18 protein-coding genes are annotated in these 20,148 nt (G+C 69.6%); 14 read left to right on the forward strand and 4 right to left on the reverse strand.

All coding sequences use genetic code 11. From position 1 onward, the window contains the following. Nucleotides 1-177: 177 nt before the first annotated feature. Together SSMG_RS09920 and SSMG_RS09925 are read left to right on the forward strand one after the other, a co-directional pair. Complete coding sequence (locus tag SSMG_RS09920) at nucleotides 178-939, forward strand: 1-acyl-sn-glycerol-3-phosphate acyltransferase (RefSeq protein ID WP_037713154.1); 762 nt, start codon at nucleotides 178-180, stop codon at nucleotides 937-939. A 20-nt stretch (nucleotides 940-959) separates the two neighbouring features. Next, complete coding sequence (locus tag SSMG_RS09925) at nucleotides 960-1,448, forward strand: polyadenylate-specific 3'-exoribonuclease AS (RefSeq protein WP_009075260.1); 489 nt, start codon at nucleotides 960-962, stop codon at nucleotides 1,446-1,448. A 543-nt stretch (nucleotides 1,449-1,991) separates the two neighbouring features. Here the strand turns inward: SSMG_RS09925 and SSMG_RS09930 are convergent. Continuing rightward, nucleotides 1,992-3,083, reverse strand: a complete 1,092-nt coding sequence (locus tag SSMG_RS09930) for a 3-deoxy-7-phosphoheptulonate synthase (protein WP_009075261.1) — start codon at nucleotides 3,081-3,083, stop codon at nucleotides 1,992-1,994. 291 nt (nucleotides 3,084-3,374) lie between these two features. Here SSMG_RS09930 and SSMG_RS09935 point away from each other — a divergent pair, with 291 nt between their 5' ends. The 3 genes from SSMG_RS09935 to SSMG_RS09945 all read left to right on the forward strand — a co-directional run bounded on the left by SSMG_RS09935 (nucleotide 3,375) and on the right by SSMG_RS09945 (nucleotide 6,202). Beyond that, on the forward strand, nucleotides 3,375-4,400 hold the full coding sequence (locus SSMG_RS09935) for a 6-phosphofructokinase (RefSeq protein ID WP_009075263.1): 1,026 nt from the start codon (nucleotides 3,375-3,377) through the stop codon (nucleotides 4,398-4,400). Nucleotides 4,401-4,483: 83 nt separating this feature from the next. Further along, the gene (locus SSMG_RS09940) at nucleotides 4,484-5,758 is read left to right on the forward strand and encodes a S41 family peptidase (protein ID WP_199785855.1); all 1,275 of its coding nucleotides are present in this window, start codon (nucleotides 4,484-4,486) and stop codon (nucleotides 5,756-5,758) included. A 9-nt stretch (nucleotides 5,759-5,767) separates the two neighbouring features. After that, complete coding sequence (locus SSMG_RS09945; protein ID WP_009075267.1) at nucleotides 5,768-6,202, forward strand: VOC family protein; 435 nt, start codon at nucleotides 5,768-5,770, stop codon at nucleotides 6,200-6,202. A gap of 49 nt (nucleotides 6,203-6,251) precedes the next feature. Here SSMG_RS09945 and SSMG_RS09950 read toward each other — a convergent pair whose 3' ends face one another. Further along, nucleotides 6,252-8,000, reverse strand: coding sequence for a putative Ig domain-containing protein (locus SSMG_RS09950; RefSeq protein WP_199785856.1), 1,749 nt, complete (start codon nucleotides 7,998-8,000; stop codon nucleotides 6,252-6,254). A 169-nt stretch (nucleotides 8,001-8,169) separates the two neighbouring features. Here SSMG_RS09950 and SSMG_RS09955 point away from each other — a divergent pair, with 169 nt between their 5' ends. Both SSMG_RS09955 and SSMG_RS09960 read left to right on the forward strand, forming a co-directional pair. Beyond that, nucleotides 8,170-10,986 (forward strand): AAA family ATPase, encoded by a 2,817-nt coding sequence (locus SSMG_RS09955; RefSeq protein WP_158688003.1) that lies wholly within the window; start codon nucleotides 8,170-8,172, stop codon nucleotides 10,984-10,986. 63 nt (nucleotides 10,987-11,049) lie between these two features. Beyond that, the gene (locus tag SSMG_RS09960; protein ID WP_037713163.1) at nucleotides 11,050-11,604 is read left to right on the forward strand and encodes a 3'-5' exonuclease; all 555 of its coding nucleotides are present in this window, start codon (nucleotides 11,050-11,052) and stop codon (nucleotides 11,602-11,604) included. On the opposite strand, the gene SSMG_RS09965 is transcribed toward SSMG_RS09960, so the two are convergent. Continuing rightward, nucleotides 11,601-13,037, reverse strand: a complete 1,437-nt coding sequence (locus tag SSMG_RS09965; protein WP_009075275.1) for an aromatic amino acid ammonia-lyase — start codon at nucleotides 13,035-13,037, stop codon at nucleotides 11,601-11,603. The two genes, SSMG_RS09960 and SSMG_RS09965, sit on opposite strands and share 4 nt — an antisense overlap. 10 nt (nucleotides 13,038-13,047) lie before the next feature. Then, entirely contained in the window at nucleotides 13,048-13,353 is a 306-nt protein-coding gene (locus SSMG_RS09970; protein WP_009075277.1) for a helix-turn-helix transcriptional regulator, read from the reverse strand. Between the two features lie 166 nt (nucleotides 13,354-13,519). Between SSMG_RS09970 and SSMG_RS09975 the strand changes: the two genes are divergently transcribed. The 7 genes from SSMG_RS09975 to SSMG_RS10005 all read left to right on the forward strand — a co-directional run bounded on the left by SSMG_RS09975 (nucleotide 13,520) and on the right by SSMG_RS10005 (nucleotide 19,928). Beyond that, on the forward strand, nucleotides 13,520-14,746 hold the full coding sequence (locus tag SSMG_RS09975) for a glycoside hydrolase family 18 protein (protein ID WP_037713165.1): 1,227 nt from the start codon (nucleotides 13,520-13,522) through the stop codon (nucleotides 14,744-14,746). Nucleotides 14,747-14,806: 60 nt separating this feature from the next. Beyond that, nucleotides 14,807-15,472: a DUF2461 domain-containing protein gene (locus SSMG_RS09980; protein WP_009075280.1), complete on the forward strand. Its 666-nt coding sequence runs from the start codon at nucleotides 14,807-14,809 to the stop codon at nucleotides 15,470-15,472. Nucleotides 15,473-15,629: 157 nt separating this feature from the next. Beyond that, on the forward strand, nucleotides 15,630-17,054 hold the full coding sequence (gene pyk, locus SSMG_RS09985; protein WP_037713168.1) for a pyruvate kinase: 1,425 nt from the start codon (nucleotides 15,630-15,632) through the stop codon (nucleotides 17,052-17,054). A 45-nt stretch (nucleotides 17,055-17,099) separates the two neighbouring features. Further along, nucleotides 17,100-17,993: an acyl-CoA thioesterase II gene (locus SSMG_RS09990; protein WP_199786200.1), complete on the forward strand. Its 894-nt coding sequence runs from the start codon at nucleotides 17,100-17,102 to the stop codon at nucleotides 17,991-17,993. Between the two features lie 426 nt (nucleotides 17,994-18,419). Continuing rightward, a complete protein-coding gene (locus tag SSMG_RS09995; protein ID WP_009075286.1) occupies nucleotides 18,420-19,319 on the forward strand; it encodes a helix-turn-helix transcriptional regulator in 900 nt (299 codons plus the stop codon). A gap of 13 nt (nucleotides 19,320-19,332) precedes the next feature. Next, nucleotides 19,333-19,536, forward strand: a complete 204-nt coding sequence (locus SSMG_RS10000) for a DUF397 domain-containing protein (RefSeq protein WP_037713171.1) — start codon at nucleotides 19,333-19,335, stop codon at nucleotides 19,534-19,536. Nucleotides 19,537-19,721: 185 nt separating this feature from the next. Further along, entirely contained in the window at nucleotides 19,722-19,928 is a 207-nt protein-coding gene (locus SSMG_RS10005) for a hypothetical protein (RefSeq protein ID WP_037713173.1), read from the forward strand. The last annotated feature ends 220 nt before the right edge of the window (nucleotides 19,929-20,148 follow it).

A 20,148-nucleotide genomic window follows, 5' to 3' on the forward strand; every position in this document is an offset into this window, starting at 1 on the left:
ATGCTCTCACGCCGAAGCCGGGTTGTGGGGCCTACTCCGGAAGCGAGGATTCTTCCGTTCCCGCTGTGAGATCGGTCGCTGCCCCGGGTGACCGTCCGTTCTCTCGTTGTGCCGGCCGGTGCTCGTTCCGTACCCTGACCTGCCGGGGCCCGCGCGGGCAGGAAAGGACTGAACCCGGTGCTGTACTGGCTGATGAAGTGGGTGTTCATCGGGCCGCTGCTGAAGACGCTGTGGCCCACCAAAGTCGTCGGCGCCGAAAACATCCCCGAGACGGGTGGCGCCATCCTCGCCGGCAACCACCTCGCGGTCGCGGATTCGTTCTTCATGCCGCTGCGGGTCAAGCGCAAGGTCACCTTCCCGGCGAAATCGGAGTACTTCACCGAGCGCGGGTTCAAGGGCCTGCTCAAGAAGTGGTTCTTCACCGGCGTCGGCCAGTTCCCCATCGACCGCTCGGGCGGCAACGCCGCGCAGGCCGCGCTCGACACCGCGATCCGGCTGGTCAAGGACGGGCACCTGCTCGGCATCTATCCCGAGGGCACGCGCTCCCCGGACGGGCGGCTGTACAAGGGCAAAACGGGCGTCGCCCGGATCGCGCTCGAATCGCGCGGCGTGGTGATCCCGGTGGCCATGGTCGGCACGGACAAGGTCAACCCGATCGGCTCCCGGATGTGGTGGCCGCGGCGGCTCGAGGTGCGCTTCGGCAAGCCGCTCGACTTCTCCCGCTACGAGGGATTGGCCGGGGACCGGTTCATCGAACGGTCGATCACCGACGAGATCATGTACGCCTTGATGGAGCTGTCCGGACAGGAATACGTCGACATTTACGCGGCCAAGGCCAAGGAACTGCTCGCCGCCGAGGCGGCCGGGGTGAAGCCCGAGGTGCCGGCCCAGCCGCGCGGTCTCGACGTCGACCGGGTGCCGGAGACGAAGGCCGGGTAGCGCCCTACTAGAGTTCCCCGGTGCGTTTTTTCTACGACACCGAGTTTATTGAGGACGGCGTGACGATTGACCTGGTGTCGATCGGTGTCGTTGACGAGCGCGGGCGCGAGTTCTACGCCGTGTCCACCGATTTCGACCCGGGGCGGGCCGGGGCTTGGGTGCGGGAGAACGTGCTGCCCAAGCTGCCTTCGCCGGCGGATCCGGCCTGGCGGAGCCGGGAGCGGATCCGGACTGACCTGCTGGAGTTCTTCGGGAAGCCGCCCGGCGGGATCGAGCTGTGGGCCTGGTTCGCGGCTTACGACCACGTGGCGTTGGCGCAGTTGTGGGGGCCGATGCCTGCCTTGCCGCGGCAGTTGCCTCGGTTCACTCGGGATTTGCGGCAGCGGTGGGAGGACGCGGGGAAGCCTAAGTTGCCTGCTGCGCCTGGGGATCAGCATGACGCGTTGGCTGATGCTCGGCATAATTTGCAGCGGTGGGAGGTTATTGAGGCGGCGTTTCGGAGGCGGTGAGTCGTCTGGTCGCGGTCTCGGGCGGCTCGTCGCCCTGGCGGGCGACATTGCCGTCGTCTTGAGTTGCGTGGGGCACCCCGAAGTTTGATTGTGCTGACGGTCTGGGGGTGCTTGTCAAGGCGGGAAAGATGCCTTGACAAGCACCCCCAGACCGCAGGGAGGCTTCGTATCGGGGTTGGGGGAGGGGCTGGGTGCCACGCTGCTTGAGTGCACCGGCGGCGGTTTGTTGCGCGGCTTGGGGGGTGTGTTGCTTAGGGTTCGCGGCGTGCGGGTAGCGCCCCAATGTGGCATTGGGTGCATGTGACGCACCCAATGTGGCGTTCGGTGCGTCTGGCGCATCCAATGTGGCGTTGGGTGCATGTGACGCAACCAATGTGGCGTTGGGTGCGTGGGGTGCAACCAATGTGGCGTTGGGGGGCGAACCGGAGGTGTGCGGCATCGGCGGTGGTCCGCGAGGGGGCCCCTCACGGGGGTGGCTGTCGTGAGGGGAACCCTGGGGGACTCAGAGTCCGTGAAGGTGGCCCTCACGGACGGCCGAGCTGGTCAGCGGCGGCGGGTGCGGACGGCGGTCGCTAGGGTGTCCAGCAGGTCTTCCGTCGTGTTCCAGTCCATGCAGGCGTCGGTGATGGACTGGCCGTAGGTCAGGTCCTCCGAGCGGCCCAGGACCAGGTCTTGGCGTCCGGCCACCAGGTTGCTTTCCAGCATCAGGCCGGCGATTCCGCGTTCTCCGGCGGCGATCCGGGCGGCCAGGTCCCGGACCACTTCCGACTGGCGGACGTGGTCCTTGTTGCTGTTGCCGTGGCTCGCGTCGATCACCAGGCGTTCCGGGAGTCCCGACTTTGCCAGGCGCGCGAGGGTTTCCTCGACCGAAGCGGGGTCGTAGTTCGGGCCCGCGGAGCTGCCGCGCAGGATGACGTGGCAGTCCGGGTTTCCGGCGGTCGTCACCAAGGCGGCCAGGCCGTCCACGTTGATGCCGGGGAAGACGTGCGAGGCCGCGGCGGCGCGGGTCGCGTCCACCGCCACCTGGATGTCGCCTTCGGTCGAGTTCTTGATCCCGACCGGCATGGACAGGGCGCTGCACAGCTGCCGGTGGACCTGGCTGGCCGCCGTGCGAGCCCCGATCGAGCCCCAGGTGACGATGTCCGCGATGAACTGCGGGGTGATCGGGTCCAGGAATTCGCAGCCCACCGGGAGGCCCAGTTCCGAGACGTCCAGCAGGAGTTTCCGGGCCAGGCGCAGGCCCTTGTTGACCGCGAAGGTGCCGTCCAGGTCGGGGTCGTTGATCAGGCCCTTCCAGCCCAGCGTCGTGCGCGGCTTTTCGAAGTACACCCGCATCACGATGTGCAGGTCTTCGCGCAGGGCCTCGGCCTTCGCGGCCAGGCGGCGGGCGTAGTCGAGGGCGGCTTCCGGGTCGTGGACCGAGCACGGGCCGACGATCACGGCCAGGCGGTCGTCGCGGCCGTCGAGGATGTCGACCGTTTCCGTGCGGCCGTTTTGCACCACTTTGGCGACCGCGGCGTCCACCGGATGGTCTTCGCGCAGCAGGGCGGGCGAGATGAGGGGACTGACCGACGTCGTGCGGCGGTTGTCCAGCGTGCTCGCGTCGGCGGGGGCGGCGACGAGGGGGGTGCTCATGAGCGGGTGGTTCCTTCCTGGTGGACACCGACCCGCGGGGGATTCGCCGAGCCGGTTCGAGATCCGGCTCGGGGTGGAGGTCAGCGCAGGTTCACGCCGCCGTGCCCACCCGGGGCCGGCTTCGTAAACCAGAAATAGCGCTGCACGCCGTCACGGTAACACACCGCCGCGACGGCTCCGCCCGGACCGGATTGGGCAGGTGGTCCGGCCTGCACCGATCCAGATGGAAGCCGCTACGCTGTCCGCGGACTGTGACTGGACTCTCCCTGCGAGGAAGACGGAGGCAACAGAATGCGTGTCGGTGTGCTGACGGGGGGCGGAGACTGCCCCGGCCTGAACGCGGTCATCCGCGCGGTGGTCCGCAAGGGCGTCGAGGTGCACGGCTGGGATTTCGTCGGCTTCCGCAACGGCTGGCAGGGCCCGCTGACCGGTGACAGCCGGCCGCTCGGCCTCGCCGACGTCGAGGACATCCTCACCCGCGGGGGCACGATCCTGCGGTCGTCGCGGACGAACCCGTACAAGGTCGACGGCGGTGTCGACCAGATCCGCAAGGTGCTCGCCGACCAGGGGGTCGACGCGCTGATCGCGATCGGCGGCGAGGACACCCTCGGCGTCGCCAAGCGGCTGACCGACGACGGCATCGGCGTCGTCGGCGTGCCCAAGACGATCGACAACGACCTCGGGGCCACCGACTACACGTTCGGCTTCGACACCGCGGTCTCCATCGCCACTGAGGCGATCGACCGGCTGCACACCACGGCCGAATCGCACCACCGCGCGCTCGTCATCGAGGTCATGGGGCGGCACGCGGGCTGGATCGCGCTGCACTCCGGCCTCGCCGGCGGCGCGAGCGTGATCCTGGTGCCGGAGCGGCACTTCTCCGTCGACCAGGTCGTGCAGTGGGTCGAGCAGCGCTTCGAAAAGGAGTACGCGCCGATCATCGTCGTGGCCGAGGGCGCGCTGCCCGAGGGCGGCGAGGAGAAGCTGCTGACCGGCGAGAAGGACGCCTTCGGGCACGTCCGGCTCGGCGGCATCGGCAACTGGCTGGCCGATGAGATCTCCGCGCGCACCGGCAAGGAATCGCGTGCGGTCGTGCTCGGCCACGTCCAGCGCGGCGGCACCCCGACCGCCTACGACCGGGTCCTCGCGACGCGCTTCGGCCTGCACGCGGTGGACGCGGTCGCGGACGGCGACTTCGGCGTGATGGTGGCGCTCAAGGGCACCGACATCGTGCGCGTGAGGCTGTCCGAGGCGACGGCCGAGCTGAAGACCGTTCCGCTGGAGCGGTACCAGGAAGCCGAAGTGTTCTTCGGCTGAGTCTCCGGTAGGGGAAACCCCACCACAGTGCCGGGGGTGCGCGGTATTCCGTGCGCCCCCGGCCTTTTTCTACTCTCGGGCTCGTGCGAATCTTCCTGGCGGGCTTGACGATGCTCTCGGTGACCGCGGCTCCGGCTTCCACTGTGGACGGTGTGTGGCGCACCGACGGGTACGGGCAATTAGCCCAAGTGTCCGGCGGCAAGCTGACGACCTACGACGTCACCGAGGTCAGCTGCCTCCCTGGCACGCTGTCCGGAACCGGGGACGGCACCAGGTTTTCCACGAACGAAGGCTCGGTCGTCACCCTCCGGCCGGGCCGGATGAGCTTCGACAACAATCTGGGCGTGCGCCGGTTGCGACGCGTTCCCGGCGGGTTGCCCGCGGAATGCCAGACTTCGGCCGCGGACGTGTTCGACGTTTTCTGGCACACTTTTGCCGAGAACTATCCGTTTTTCCGCGCGAAAGGCGTCGACTGGAAGTCCGAAGGGGACGCTGCCCGCCGCGAGCTCGCCGCACATCCGGAACGCCTCTTCGACGTCCTATGTGGACTGATCCGCCCGCTGCACGACGCTCATGTCGGCCTTCTCGCGGCAGGTCAGCACTGTTCCTCTCCGCGACCTGGCACTCCGGACCTGAAGACGACCGTCCCGCGCGTGATCGCCGTGGCCGACGCGAATCTCGGTGTGCCGGTCCAGCGGTGGGCCGACGGAGCCATCGCCTACGCGGATCTGCCGGAGGGCCGCGGATACCTGCGGATCAGCGGATTCCACGACTACGCAGACACTTTCGCCGCCAGCAGCAAGGTGCTGGCGAAAGCCTTGGACGAGATCTTCACCCCAGACCGGGTGCACGCGCTGCGCGGCCTGATCCTCGACCTGCGCGTCAACGGCGGCGGGGACGACCCGCTCGGCCTGCAGGTCGCCGCCCGGCTGACCGACGTCCCGCACTTCGCCTACGCCAAACGCGCCCGCAACGACTCGGACGACCCGACGCGGTTCACCGTGCCGCAACCGTTCTTCGTGCAACCCGCCGCCGCGCCGCGCTACCCCGGACCGCTGACCGTCCTGACCGGCAGCCTGGATGTCTCCGCGGGAGAGACCTTCCTGCAGGCATTGCGGAACCGACAGCCTCGCCCCGTCCTGATCGGACAGTCCACTCAGGGCGCTTTCTCGGACCTGCTGGAGCGGACGCTGCCGAAGCCGGGCTGGAAGGTGGCGTTGCCGAACGAGGAGTACCTCGACCCGGACGGCCGTACCTACGACGGCACCGGCATCAGCCCGGACGTCGAAGTCCCGGTGTACGACCCGGACGACCTCGCCGCCGGACGGGACCCGGCGCTGGCCGCCGCCCGCCGGTAAGGTGAGCGCATGGGGTCGGTCAAACAGTTCCAGGTCACTTTCGACTGCGCGGAACCCGCGCGCGTCGCCCGTTTCTGGTGCGAGGCGCTGGGGTACGTCGTGCCGCCGCCGCCGCAGGGATTCGCCGACTGGGCCGAGTTCGACCGAGCCCAGCCGCCCGAGGAGCAGGGCTCGTGGGCGGCCTGTGTCGATCCCACCGGGGTCGGTCCGCGGCTGTTCTTCCAGCGCGTGCCCGAGGGCCGCGTGGTGAAGAACCGCGTGCACCTGGACATCCGGGTCGGCAGTGGGCTGGTCGGCGCGGAACGCCTCGCGGCGCTGAAAGCCGAGGCCGAACGGCTGACGGCGCTGGGCGCGTCGGTGGTGCAGGTGCTGGAGGCGGACGGCGTGAACGAGTCCTGCATTCCGATGCAGGACGTCGAGGGCAACGAGTTCTGCCTGGACTGACGAAGCCGCCGTGCCGCGGATCGACCGCGGCACGGCGACTGTCCGGGGGTCAGGAAACGGACACGTTGGACGGAGCGGTGAACGAGCCGCTCGACACGTCGTAGATCTGCGACACGGTGAGGCTGCCGCCCGCCGGGATGCTGTCCTGGCCGGTGATCACGATGTGCCCGGTCGACCCGGACGCGGTGCCCGGGTTCGTGTTCGACAGCAACTCGTTCGACGGCAGGTCGAACGACAGCGTCCAGCCGTTCGCCGCCGACGCGCCGCCGTTGGTGATCGTGAAGTGCGCGAAGGCGCCGAACCCGTAGTCGTAGTCGGTGGTGAAGGTCGCGGTCAGCTTGCCCGCCGGGGCCGTCGTGACGGTCCAGGTGAACGGAGCCTGCGCGGTCGCCCCGGCGGCATCGGTGGCCGTCACGGTGACGTTGCTGGTGCCCGCGGCGGTCGGCGTGCCGGTGATCGAGCCGGTCTTGCCGTCGATGGCCAGCCCGGCCGGAAGCCCGTTCGCCGAGTAGGTGTAGGGCGAGGTGCCGCCGGAAGCGGTCACCTTCAGCGAAACCGCCTTGCCCACCACGCTGTTCTGGTTGCCCGGGTTGCTGACGCTCAGCTTGCCGTTGGTGCCGCCGCCGGGGGTCAGGCCGTTGACGCCGTGCGGCGTGCCGAGACCGGTCGGGCCGTCCCAGCCGGTGCCCGCGTTGCAGATCACCGTGCCGCAGCTGCCGTTGCTGCCCGAGGTGACGTCGTTGAAGTCGCCCGGGTGCGCGTACGGGTAGGTCGCGGCGTTGTCGCCGTCCTTCGGCGTCCCGGCGAGCGCCCAGATGCCGGCGACGATCGGGGTGGCGAGGCTGGTGCCGCCGTACTGCGACTGCTGGCCGTTGACGTAGATCGTGATGCCGCTGTTGGGGTCCGCGTCGGCCGAAATGTCCGAAGTGGCCCGGTTGTCGCAGGCGGTGGTGATCCCGTTCTGGAACGCGGGCTTGCTGAACTTGCTCGAACAGCCGCTGCCCGCCTTGCTCCAGGCGGTTTCGGAGTAGCCGCTGCCGGACGCGGTCAGCGTGGTGCCGCCGACCGCGACCACCTCGGGCGACGTGGCCGGGTATTCGGCCTGGGTACCGCTTTCGCTGCCCCAGTCGCCGGTGGCGCCGAGGATCGCGACGCCCGGGTGGTTGTAGTGCTGCTCGGCGTCCGCCGGGATCGCGCTTTCGTGGTCGGCGTAGCTGTTGGACACGATCTTCGCGCCGAGCCGGACCGCGCTGTCGACCGCCGCCGCGAGGTCGCTGTCCTCGTTGCTGTTGCCTTCCACCAGCAGGATCTTGCAGTCCGGGCAGAGCGCGCTGACCGCGTCGACGTCGATGGCCATCTCGGTCGCCCAGCCCGAGTCGGTCTTGGACGGCAGCGTGCTCGTGCCGTCCTGGCCGACCACGGTCAGGCAGCCGTTCGCCTTGGTGCAGGAGCCCAGGTTCCACTGCGACCGGTAGTCGTTCAGGTCCTTCTCGATGCCCGGGTCGTCGAAGGCGTCGACGATCGCGACGGTGGTCCCGCCGCTCTTCATCCCGGCGACGCCGTAGGCCTTCTGCAGATCGGCCGGGCTCATCGCATTAGCCGGTCGCGCACCTGCCGAAACCAGTTGCACGGCCTGGCATTTCGCGTAGCCCGCGGGTGCGTTCGCGCACGACGCGGGGCTCAGCTGGGGGCCGGCCGCGGCCTCGGCGACCGGGGTGAAGGTCGCCGCCACCCCGGCTCCGAGAGCGAGCGCGGCGCCGGCGGCGGCCAGCCGTCTCAAGGTCATTCCTGCACGCATCATCGCGTCCTTCCTCGTACGCCGCTGCCCGGAGGGCGGGCGAAAAGCGGTGCCGCCATTGGATTTCACCGAGGCGGCCCGAACCAGGAACAACCGGCACAACCGGCTGTTGTGCCGGGAGGAGGAACCCGACCTTCGGAGGATGTTCCGCGCCTCCCGGCGAGCGACCATGGACCGGCGGGAGGTGCGGGACATGCCGGACGGCGGGACGGAAACGTTCGACCGGACGCTGGTCCGGTTGCGCCGGGCGGCCGGGCTCACCCAGGAACAACTGGCGCAGCGCTGCGGGCTGAGCACGCGCGGCGTCGGGAATCTCGAACGCGGGCAACGGCATCCGCGGCGAGTCACCGTGCAGTTGCTAGCCGACGGTCTCGCGCTGCCCGAGGACGACCGGGCCGAACTGCTGGCGGCTGCGCGGCGCGGCAGGCAGCGTCCGCCGGACCGCCCGGTCGCCCCTCCTCGTCCGGCACCCGGCCTCGTCGGCCGCGTCGAGGAACACGCCTTGCTGGACAAGCACATTTCGGGCACCGGCAGGCCGTTTCTGGTCTTCGCGGGACAAACCGGAATCGGCAAGACCCGGCTGCTCGCCGAGGCCGCGACGCTGGCCGAGGCGCGGGGCACGGTGGTGCTCTCGTCCGCGTGCTCCCGGTACGGAGGCGAGCCGTACGCGCCGCTGTCCGAAGCCATTGCCCGGCACGTGTCGGAACATCCCGCTGGACCGGGCCTGGCGTTCCTGCTGCCCGAACAACGCACCGCCGAACCGGCTCCGGCTCGCTGGCTGCTGTTCGCCGAAGCAGCGCGGTTTCTCGACACGCTCGCCCGGCGGCACGGCGTGCTGGTGATCCTCGACGACCTGCAATGGGCCGGTCCGGACGGACTCGCGCTGCTGGCCTCGCTCGTGCAGGACGTCCGGCCGGACCGGGTCCGTTTCCTCGCCGCCTACCGGGACACCGAACTCGCCGCGGCCGAACCGCTGGCCGACACGCTGCTCGAGCTGTACCGGAAAGGCTTGGTCACCCAGCATTCGCTGGCCCCGTTGGCAGATGACGACGCGACGACCCTGTTGCACCGCAGCGCCGGAACCGAGGTCGGCCCGTCCGCTCGCGACCGGGTGCTCCGGCTCGCCGGCGGACTCCCGTTGTTCCTCGTCCAGCTGGGACACGTACTGGGCAGATCCGGCAAACCGCCCGCGGAACTGCCGTGGGGCCTCGCGCACGCGGTGCGGCGGCAGGTCGGTTCGCTGCCCGAGCGCACCGTCGAGGTGCTCACGCTGCTCGCGGTGGGGCAGCAGCGGATGGACCCGGACGTCCTGGCCGCGGCCGCCGGGCTGGATCCGGCCGAATTGTCCGAAGTGCTGGCTCCCGCGCACACCGCGCGGCTGCTGGACGAGAACGCCGAGGGCGTCCGGCTCACACACGAACTGGTCGCCGAAGTCGTGAACGGCGACCTGCCGCCAAGCCGTCGCCATGTCCTGCACCGCAGACTCGCCGACGCGTTGGGCGGCGCCGCGGCGGCCTATCACTACACGCACGCGCAGGACACCGAACGCGCTGCGCAGACTTTGCGGCACGCCGCGGAAAAAGCCAGCCGACAAGCCGCGCACGACACGGCCGCACAGCACTGGGGCGCACTAGTCGACCTGCTGGACCGCACCGGTTCTCAGGCCGCCGTCGCCGAAGCCGCCGAAGCGTGGGCGGACGCACTCGCCGCGGCCGGTCGGTACGACGCCGCGCTCGCCGCCGCCGAACGCGCGCTTTTGGTGTACCGCAAGGAAGGCGACGAAGAACGGCAGCGCCTCGTGATCGCGAGGATCGGTTACCTGCACTACCAACGCGGCACTCCGCGCGAGGGCTTGGCCCGGATCGCGCCGACGCTGACCGAAGACCGCCCTGGCGGCTCTGCCGTGCGGCTGCGGTTGGCCCGCGCCGCGAATCTGTATCAGAGCACGCGCTACCGGGAATCCGTCGAGGTCTCCACCGCCGCGATCGTCGCGGCAGAGTCGGCGGGGGACGAGCACGGTCTCGCCGGCGGCCGTCTGCGTCGCGGACTCGCCCTACGCCTGCTCGGCCGCAACGAGGAAGCACTGACGGATCTGCACACCGCCGCAGCGACCGCGGAACTGTGCGGCGACCGGGAGATCGTCGTCCGCGCGCTGACGGGGGTCGCGGTCCTGCACCACTACCGCGGCGAACTGGCCCGCGCCGACCGGCAGTTCGAGCGAATCCTCCGGCTGGCAGAAGAACTGGGCGACCGGGAGCTGCTCAGCCGGGCAGTCTGCAACGTCGGCGCGAGCGCGGTCTACGTCGGCCGCTGGGGCGACGCACTGCGACGGTTCAGCCAGGCACTGGAACTGGCCGGACACGGCCGCTCGCCCATGTGCGGCGCGATGGCCCTCATCGGCCGCGGCGCCCTCTGGTCCGCCTGCGGCCGCTATGCGACGGCCGCCGACGATCTGACTCGAGTGCTTCGGCTGGGCCGGGAAAGCGACAACGCCGACATCATCTGCAACGCGTCCGCCCAGCTGGCGGAGAACGACGTACGCGCGGGCCGACCGGCTGAAGGGGTGCGTCGGTTGCTGCCTTTGCTTGCGCTGCAAGGGGAACGGAGCTGGCAGATGACCGACGCACTGCCGTTCCTCGCCGAAGCCCAACTGGCGTCCGGGGACCCGGTTGCCGCCGGGGAGACCGCTGCGGAGGCGGTGGCTTGTACTGAGCACATCGACCATATCCTCGCCCGCACGGACGCGTTTCGGGTGCAGGGGCTGGCTTTTCTCCGGTGCGGGGCTGTTTCGTCGGCGGAGGAGAGCATGGAGGAGGCTTGGTCGTTGGCTGAACGGCTGGCTTCGCCTTACCTGCTCGCGCGGGTGAGTGCGGCGCGCGCTGCCTTGGCGGATCACCTCGGCGACTCTATGGGGGCGGCTCGGGATCGGGGGCGGGCGGAGGAGTTGTTCACGGAGTTGCGGCGGGATGCGTTGGCGGGGGAGTGAGTAGACTGTCCACATAGGGCGGTCGCGGTAACTCGGTTGCCTTCAGTTCCTACCCTTGCTGGCATGGAAAGCCTCCTGAACGTGGTCGATGTCGAAGCGACCTGCTGGGAGAACCAGCCGCCGCCCGGCCAGGTCAGCGAGATCATCGAAATCGGCTTGACGGTCGTCGATCTGCGTGCGGGCGAGCGGGTGGCGAAGCACCGGATACTGGTCCGCCCGGCTCGGTCCGAGGTGAGTCCGTTCTGCACCGAACTCACCGGGTTGACTCAGTCCGAGGTGGACGGTGGCCTGTCGTTTCGGGAGGCCTGCCGGACGCTGGCGGTGCGGCATCGCACGACGGAATTGCCGTGGGCCAGCTGGGGTGACTACGACCGCAACCAGTTCACCCGGCAATGCCGCCACACCGGCACCGAGTACCCGTTCACCGGACTGCACACCAACGCGAAGGTCGCGTTCACCGCGGCGTACGGCCTGCGTCGTCGTCCCGGAATGGCGCAAGCCCTTGCCGTCGCAGGCCTTCCGTTGGAAGGGCGTCACCATCGCGGGGACGACGACGCATGGAACATCGGCGCTCTGGTGCTGGAGATCGCGAAACGCGGAGCGTGGCCGGTCGGTTAGATCCGCGCCAATTCGTCCAACACTCCCGCCGCCTTCGCGATGTCGTCAGTCAACGGCCGATCCTCCAGCCGCTCGTCCAACACCCCCTCCGCAGCCGCGAACGCCGCCCGCACCGGCAGGTCCACCAGTTCCGCCTTGCGAATCCGCAACGCCCGCACCGCCGCGACCAGCTCGCAAGCCAGCACCTGCCGATAAGCTGAAGCAGCCGCAGTGGCCGCCCGCGCGGCCTGGGTCGAGAAGCTTGCGTGATCCTCGATCCCGCGCGACACCACCGCGGTCCCGAGTGTCGCGGGCAGTGCCGCCTGTCGCAGTTCGGTCAGGGCGTCGTGTGCGACGTACTCCAAGATCATCACCCCGGAACTCCCCGGCGGCCCGACCGCGAGAAACGGGCGCAGTCCGGTGAATTCCGGTTCCACCAAGTCTCCCAACCGGGCCACGGACAGCTCCGCGACCTGATGCACCGTCGCGCGGGCTTGGTCGAGGGCAGTCGACACGTACGCGGTGTGGAAGTGCGCATGATGGTAAGCATCGCCGTGCACCGTGGAGATCATCGGATTTTCCGTGCTGGCATTGATTTCCACGGCGAGCACGTCACGCAAGTAGTGGATCGCGTCCAAAGCAGGACCTTGCACTTGAGGGAAAGCGCGCAGCCCGAAGGGATCCTGAAGCCGACGCCCCGGCTTAGGCGTGCCGTGCATGCCCAGCAGCCGACGCATCTCAGCCGCGCACGCCACCTGTCCAGCGTGTGGACGCGCTTCGTGCACAGGTGTCGCGTACGCCTCAGGGTTGCCGTCGAGCGCTACGTACGTGAGTGCGGCGACGGCGTGGCTCGCGCGGGTGAGCGTGTCCAGGCTCATCGCCGCGAGAGTCGCTTCGGCGAGTGTCGCGGCGTTGCTGCTCATGAACGCCAACGCGTCGCCCGCGTGCACCGGAACCGGTGGCACCGCGCCGATTGCCCACTCGCGTTCCCCGGCCAGCGCGAGGGCGGTTTCCGCCAGGGGAGCGAGGTCGCCGGTGCCGATCGCGCCCAGCCGGTGCACCACGGGCAGCGTTCCGGTGCGCACCGCTTCAGCGAGCGCGCCGATCAGTTCCGGGCTGATCCCCGACCGGCCGGCGAGCAGTTGGTTGAGCCGGATCAGCAGCATGGCGCGGATCTGGCCGTCGGGCAGCAGTTCACCGCTGCCGCCGGCGTGGCTGCGCAGCAGGCGGAGGCCGTGTTCGGCGGGCTCGTCCACCGCGTCGTCCTTGTTCGCGCCGACGCCGGTGGTGCGGCCGTAGACCACGCGCCGGGTGCTCAGGTCCTCCGCGAGCTTCCACGAGTGCTCGGCGGCTCGCAGCGCGGCGATCGAGACGTCGATCGCCAGCGGGCCTTCGGTGTGCGCCGCCGTGACCACGTCGGCGCACCGCAGGGTCCGGCCGTCCACTCGGATCACGGCGTGCTCCTCATTCGGTTTCGTCGAGCCGCTGTTCGAGCGCGTCGAGCCGGTCCGCCCAGAACTGCCGGTAGGGCGCGAGCCACGCGTCCACTTCGGCCAGCGGTTCGGCGCGCAGCCGGTAGCAGCGGCGCTGCGCGGACACCCGCACTGTCACCAGCCCCGCCTCGCGCAGGACGCGCAGGTGCTTGGACACGGCGGGCTGGCTGAGCCGCAGTTCGGCCACCAGTTCGCCGACCGACCGCTCGCCCGCGAGCAGCAGGTCCAGCAGCGCGCGGCGGCGGGGTTCGGCCAGCACGTCGAAGGTCTGCATCACCCCGGAAATCTGCCTCGCGGGGCATATGCCTGTCAAGGAATGCGCGTACCGCCGAATGTCCGGTTTGTGGTCTAAACCATTGACCTGGTGGTCTAGTCCACTTACGGTGCGCTTGTCCCCACCGTCATCAGGTGAGCACCGACGGTGACTCCTGAAGGGAGCAACGATGCTTCGCTTGCGCAGAAAACGCCTGCTGGCCCTGGCCGGCCTGGTGACCGCGGCGTTCGCCGCCGCGGCCGCGCTCGTCCCCGCCGCCTCGACGGCCGCCCCAGCGAGAACCGAGGCCGCGTCCGGCAAGGTGGTCGGCTATTTCACCGACTGGGGCGTCTACGACCGCAACTACCACGTCAAGAACATCGAGACGTCCGGCTCGGCGAACAAGCTCACGCACATCAACTTCGCCTTCGGCAACGTCACCGGCGGCGGCTGCGCGATCGGCGACGCGTGGGCCGACTACCAGAAGACCTACGACGCGGCGGGCAGCGTCGACGGCGTCGCCGACACCTGGGACCAGCCGCTCGCGGGCAGCTTCAACCAGCTCAAGAAGCTGAAGGCCAAGCACCCCGGGCTGAAGGTCATCTGGTCGTTCGGCGGCTGGACCTGGTCCGGCGGCTTCGGGCAGGCCGCGAAGAACCCCGAGGCCTTCGCGAACTCCTGCTACAACCTGGTCAACGACAAGCGCTGGGCGGGGCTGTTCGACGGCATCGACCTCGACTGGGAGTACCCGAACGCGTGCGGGCTCACCTGTGACACGAGCGGACCCGACGCGCTGAAGAAGCTGCTCGCGGCCGTGCGGGCCAAGTTCGGCTCGTCGAAGCTCGTCACCGCTGCGATCTCCGCGGACGGCAGCAACGGCGGCAAGCTCGACGCCACCGATTACGCGGGCGCCGCGCAGTACGTCGACTGGTACAACGTGATGACCTACGACTTCTTCGGCGCCTGGGCCGCGCAAGGCCCGACCGCGCCGCACTCGCCGCTGACGTCGTACAACGGCCTGCCGACCCAGGGCTTCTACTCGGACGCGGCCATCCAGAAGCTCAAGAGCAAGGGCGTTCCGGCTTCGAAACTCTTGCTGGGCATCGGTTTCTACGGCCGCGGCTGGACCGGCGTCACGCAGAGCGCCCCGGGCGGCACCGCGACCGGACCGGCTCCGGGCAAGTACGAGCAGGGCATCGAGGACTACAAGATCCTCAAGACCAAGTGCCCGGCGACCGGAACCGTCGCGGGCACCGCGTACGCCAAGTGCGGTTCGAACTGGTGGAGCTACGACACCCCGGCGACCATCTCCGGCAAGACGGCGTACGCGAGGTCCCAGGGCCTCGGCGGCACCTTCTTCTGGGAGCTGTCCGGCGACACCTCGAACGGCGAGCTGATCACGGCGCTGGCCAAGTAAGGCCCGCTCGATACCGCCGGGGCGCCGATTCTGTCGGTGCCCCGGTTTATCGTGCTGCGGGTGAAGTTCAGCGGATTCGGGGAGCACGCCGTCGAGTTCTACGACGGGCTGCTCGCGGACAACACCAAGGCCTACTGGGACGACCACGTCGCGATCTACCGGGAGCACGTCCGGGCTCCGATGGAGGCGCTGCTGGCCGAGCTGGAGCCGGAGTTCGGCGCGGGCTTCGGCGAGGCGAAGGTGTTCCGGCCGTACCGCGACGTCCGGTTCGCCAAGGACAAGACGCCGTACAAGACGCACTGCGGCGGCGTGATCGAGGCCGGCCGCGGCGGGGGAGCGTATTACGTCGAGGTCGGCCCGGCCGGGCTGCGCGTCGGCGGCGGCTGTTTCCACCTCGCCTCGGACCAGCTGGCCCGGTACCGCACGGCCGTCGACACCGAACTGCACGGGCCCGCGCTGGAGAAGATCCTGGCGAGCCTGCGCAAGGCGGGCTGGGAAATTCTCGGTGACCGGCTGAAGTCCAAACCGCGCGGGTTCGCCGAAGATCATCCGCGTCTCGACCTGCTGCGCCACCGCTCGGTGTACGCCGTCCGAGCCTGGGAGCCGGACGACTTCCTGCACGAGCGCGAGGCACTCGAGCGGGTGCGGAAATCGTGGCGTCAGCTGCGGAAATTCAACGAATGGGCGCGCGACCACGTGGGTCCGAGCGAGAAACCGCGGCGCTGAACCCGGCCTCCCCCGTTCGGGTGATTCCGGGAGCCCGCGTGCGGCGCCGCCGCGCAGCGCGCGCCGGTGCCCGGAACTGAATCCTTCCCGCGTTCCGGGGCCGGAACTTCGGGATCGGTACAGACGCGAGCGGCCCGAGCGACTAGGCTCTCCGGACGTGAGCCGACGCGCGAAGATCGTTTGTACATTGGGTCCCGCGACCTCCACCCCGGAGAAGATGCGGGCACTCGTCGACGCCGGGATGGACGTCGCGAGGATGAACTTCAGCCACGGCAGCCACAGCGACCACAAGCAGGTCTACGACCTGGTCCGGTCCGCGGCCGCCGAGTCCGGCCGGGCGGTGGGGATCCTCGCCGACCTGCAGGGACCGAAGATCCGGCTGGGCACGTTCGCCAGCGGATCGGCGGAATGGCACACCGGCGACGTCGTCCGGATCACCGTCGAGGACGTCGCGGGCACCCACGACCGGGTCTCCACCACCTACAAGGGACTTGCCAAGGACGCCAAGCCGGGCGACCGGCTGCTGGTCGACGACGGCAAGGTCGGCCTGGTGGTCAAGGACGTCGAGGGCCCGGACGTCGTGTGCGAGGTGACCGAGGGCGGCCCGGTCAGCAACAACAAGGGCGTGTCGCTGCCCGGCATGGACGTCTCGGTGCCCGCGCTGTCCGACAAGGACATCGAGGACCTGGAGTTCGCGCTGCACCTGGGCGTCGACTTCATCGCGCTGTCGTTCGTGCGCTCGCCGGCCGACATCGACCTCGTGCACCAGGTCATGGACCGCGTCGGCAAGGGACGGCTGCCGGTCGTCGCGAAGATCGAGAAGCCGGAGGCGGTCTACAACCTCGAGGCCATCGTGCTGGCCTTCGACGCGGTGATGGTCGCCCGCGGCGACCTCGGCGTCGAGCTGCCGCTCGAGCAGGTCCCGCTGGTGCAGAAGCGCGCCATCCAGATCTGCCGCGAGAACGCGAAGCCGGTCATCGTCGCCACGCAGATGCTGGAGTCGATGATCAACAACTCCCGCCCGACCCGCGCCGAGGCGTCCGACGTCGCGAACGCGGTCCTCGACGGCGCGGACGCGGTGATGCTGTCCGGCGAGACGAGCGTCGGCCGGTACCCGATCGAAACGGTCCAGACGATGGGCCGGATCGTCGAGGCCGTCGAGACGGATTCGCCGGTCGTGCCGCCGCTGTCGCACGTGCCGCGCACCAAGCGGGGCGTGATCTCCTACGCCGCCCGCGACATCGGCGAGCGGCTCAACGCCAAGGCGCTGGTCGCGTTCACGCAGTCCGGAGACACTGTGCGCCGCCTCGCGCGGCTGCACACGCGCTTGCCGCTGATGGCCTTCACGCCGGAGCAGAGCGTCCGCAGCCAGCTGGCGCTGACCTGGGGCACCACGACGCAGATCGTGCCCCGGGTGGACTCCACCGACCAGATGATCCAGCAGGTCGACCACGCGATGCTCGAAATGGGCAAGTACCAGCGCGGCGACCTCGTGGTGATCGTGGCCGGTTCCCCGCCCGGGACCGTCGGGTCGACGAACCTGATCCACGTCCACCGGCTCGGTGAAGACGACCACGCATAAGGGACGCGCCGGAACCCTGGCACATATGGTTCCGGCATGACTGAGATGGCCAGGGAAGCCGCCACCGAACTCGACACGAGCGTCGGTGGCGGCGGGCAGCCGGTGCTGGACAAGCTCGTCGCGCTGCTGGACCTGGAGAAGATCGAAGAGAACATCTACCGCGGCGTTTCGCCCGCGCACTCGCCGGTGCGCGTGTTCGGCGGGCAGGTCGCCGGGCAGGCGCTCGTCGCTGCGGGGCGGACCGTCCCGGAGGAACGGCGGGTCCACTCGCTGCACGCGTACTTCATCCGCGGCGGCGACCCGAGCGTCCCGATCGTGTACGAAGTGGACCGGATCCGCGACGGCCGCTCGTTCACCACCCGCCGCGTCGTCGCGATCCAGCACGGCAAGGCGATTTTCTCGCTGTCCGCGTCGTTCCAGAAGGACGAACCGGGCATCGACCACGCCGAGACCATGCCCGCCGACGTGCCCGACCCGGAATCGCTGCCGACCTTCCCCGAACTGACCGCCGGGTACGGCCTGCGCCACGCCGAACGTCCGCGGCCGATCGACATCCGCTACATCGGCGAGCCGCCGTGGATCACCCGCTCGACCGGTGAACGCCCGACGCAGCACCGCGTCTGGATGCGGGCCGACGGCACGCTGTCCGACAACCAGCTGCTGCACGTCTGCGTGCTCACTTACGCCTCGGACATGACGCTGCTCGACTCGGTGCTGGCGCGGCACGGCGTGTACTGGGACGTCGACAAGGTGCTCGGCGCGAGCCTCGACCACGCGCTCTGGTTCCACCGTCCATTCCGGGCGGACGAGTGGTTCCTCTACGACAGCACGTCGCCCAGCGCCTCGGGCGCCCGCGGGCTGGCCACCGGACGGTTCTTCACCCGCGACGGCCTGCACGTCGCCACCGTCGTCCAAGAAGGACTGCTGCGGGTCCGTTGAGGACAGCCACCCCCTCGATGACCACTCAGAGTGGCTGTCTGCACGGAAATCGCCGGAAATCATCACACTCTCGTGGCGAAATTGCGCGGAAAAACCCGTCTGAGTAATACCGCGAAGCAAAGGAAGGTGCCCGGGACCGGTCGGGGGGCGGCCCCGGACACCGTGGTCGTGCGCATTCGGCCGGTGTCCGCGAATAGCCGGGCACGGCCGTCGTCTACGCTGCTCAGGGCCGTCGGCGCGGTTGGATTCGCGTCTCGGCCCGCAGGATGCCAGAGTACAAGCGCACTCTGCACAATGCAGGTCGGAACCGGCGACGGCCGGATCCGCGGCGGCAGTGGGAATTCGCCGGTGTTATTACTCCACTGACAAGTCGATCACCTGGTTAGATATGCAGTGCGGGCAACAATACGGACCGGAGGTGCTGCCGTGGCGAGAGGCCAGGGACCGACCGTTCGCCGCAGGCGCCTCGCGAGCGAGCTGCGGAGGCTGCGCGAAGCCGCCGATCTCACCATCGACGAGGTCGGCGAGAAGCTGGAGTGCTCGGCGTCCAAAGTGAGCCGCATCGAGACCGGCCACGTCGGCGTCACCCCGCGCGACGCGCGGGACATGCTCGCTCTGTACGGCATCACCGGCGACGAGCAGGAAGCGCTCGTCCAGCTGGCGCGGGAGGCGCGCAAACGCGGCTGGTGGCACGCGTACAACGAAGTCTTCACCGGCACCTTCGTCGGCCTCGAAGCCGACGCGAGTTCGCTGCGCGCGTTCCAGGCGCTGCTGGTCCCGGGCTTGCTGCAGACCGAGCGCTACGCGTTCTCGGTGATCCGCGCGCTGCGCCCGGACGCCGAAGAGTCCGAGACGCGCCGCCGGGTCGCCGCGCGGATGGCGCGCCAGCAGCTGCTGAACGACGACCCGCCGGTCGAGTACTGGGCGGTGATCGACGAGGCGGTGCTGCACCGCGTGGTCGACAGCCCCGAGGTGATGGCCGAGCAGCTGTACCGGATCACCGCGATGGCGGAAAAGCCGAACGTGACCGTCCAGGTGGTGCCGTTCGGAGCCGGGGCGCACCCCGGCATGGAGGGACCGTTCCTCATCATGGGCTTCCCCGAGCAGGCCGATCCCGACGTGGTCTACGTTGACGACAGCACCTCCAGCGGCCTGTACCTCGAACAGCCCGAAGACGTCCGGCGCTACGCGCTGATGTTCGACCACCTGCGCGCAGCAGCGCTGAAACCGGACGATTCGGTGGCGCTGATCACCGACGCGGCCGGCCGGTTCGCCGAACAGGCCGCCGCGGTTCAGGAACCGAGGAACACCAACCCGAGACAGTGAGGATGTGGGGACCATGACGGCCGACCTTTCCGGGGCCCAGTGGCGCAAGAGCAGCTACAGCGGCGGCGGCAACGACTGCGTCGAGGTCGCCTTCGTCGCGGGCGGCGCCGCGGTGCGGGACTCCAAAGACCCCGAAGGAGGAGCCTTCCGCCTGCCCGCCGCCGGCTGGCAGGGGCTGCTCGACGCGGTGCGCGCCGACAGCCGGGGACAGGCTTGATCCGTTCGCTCGACTGATCGCTGCACTGAGACCCCTTACCCCGCTCGACCTGGACATCCTTAGGTCACCGCGCGGGTAAGGGGTCTTTTCGCGCCCGGGAGTAGGCGATCACCTGATGCCCGGGGCGGGCCCTCAGCACGAAAGTGGACATCGTTCGAGAACGACGACCCGCTGGGGAGAACACGATGAGCGACTACAACTGGGACGCCACCCGCGCCGAGGTGGACTACCGGATGGCCGAACTGCGCCGCGCCGCCCGCCAAGCCCGCCTGAGCCGGGGCAACCGGGTCGTCCGCTGGGTGCGGGCGCACCGCATCACGAACGTCGAGGTGCCCCGCCAGGAAAGGCGCACGGCGACGGTACCGGAGGCCAGGGCGCGACATACCGCTTGAGCCCCGGGCCGCGGAGCCGCTCGGATGCCGGGCACGGAGGTCAGCACGGATGTCGGGGACGGTAAGGGGGTCGGGCGGGGCGGCTGAGCCGGAACACGGATTCCGGGTCGGCCGCTCCGTCCGCCGGATTCCGCTTCGTTTCCGCTGCTTCCGGCAGGCTGGCGGGACGGGACCGGCCTCGGTTGCCGGACCTGGGCGGCGTCGCTGGCCGGAGGACTGA

The sequence above is a fragment of the Streptomyces sp. AA4 genome (assembly GCF_000158875.1).
GTDB lineage: Bacteria > Actinomycetota > Actinomycetes > Mycobacteriales > Pseudonocardiaceae > Amycolatopsis.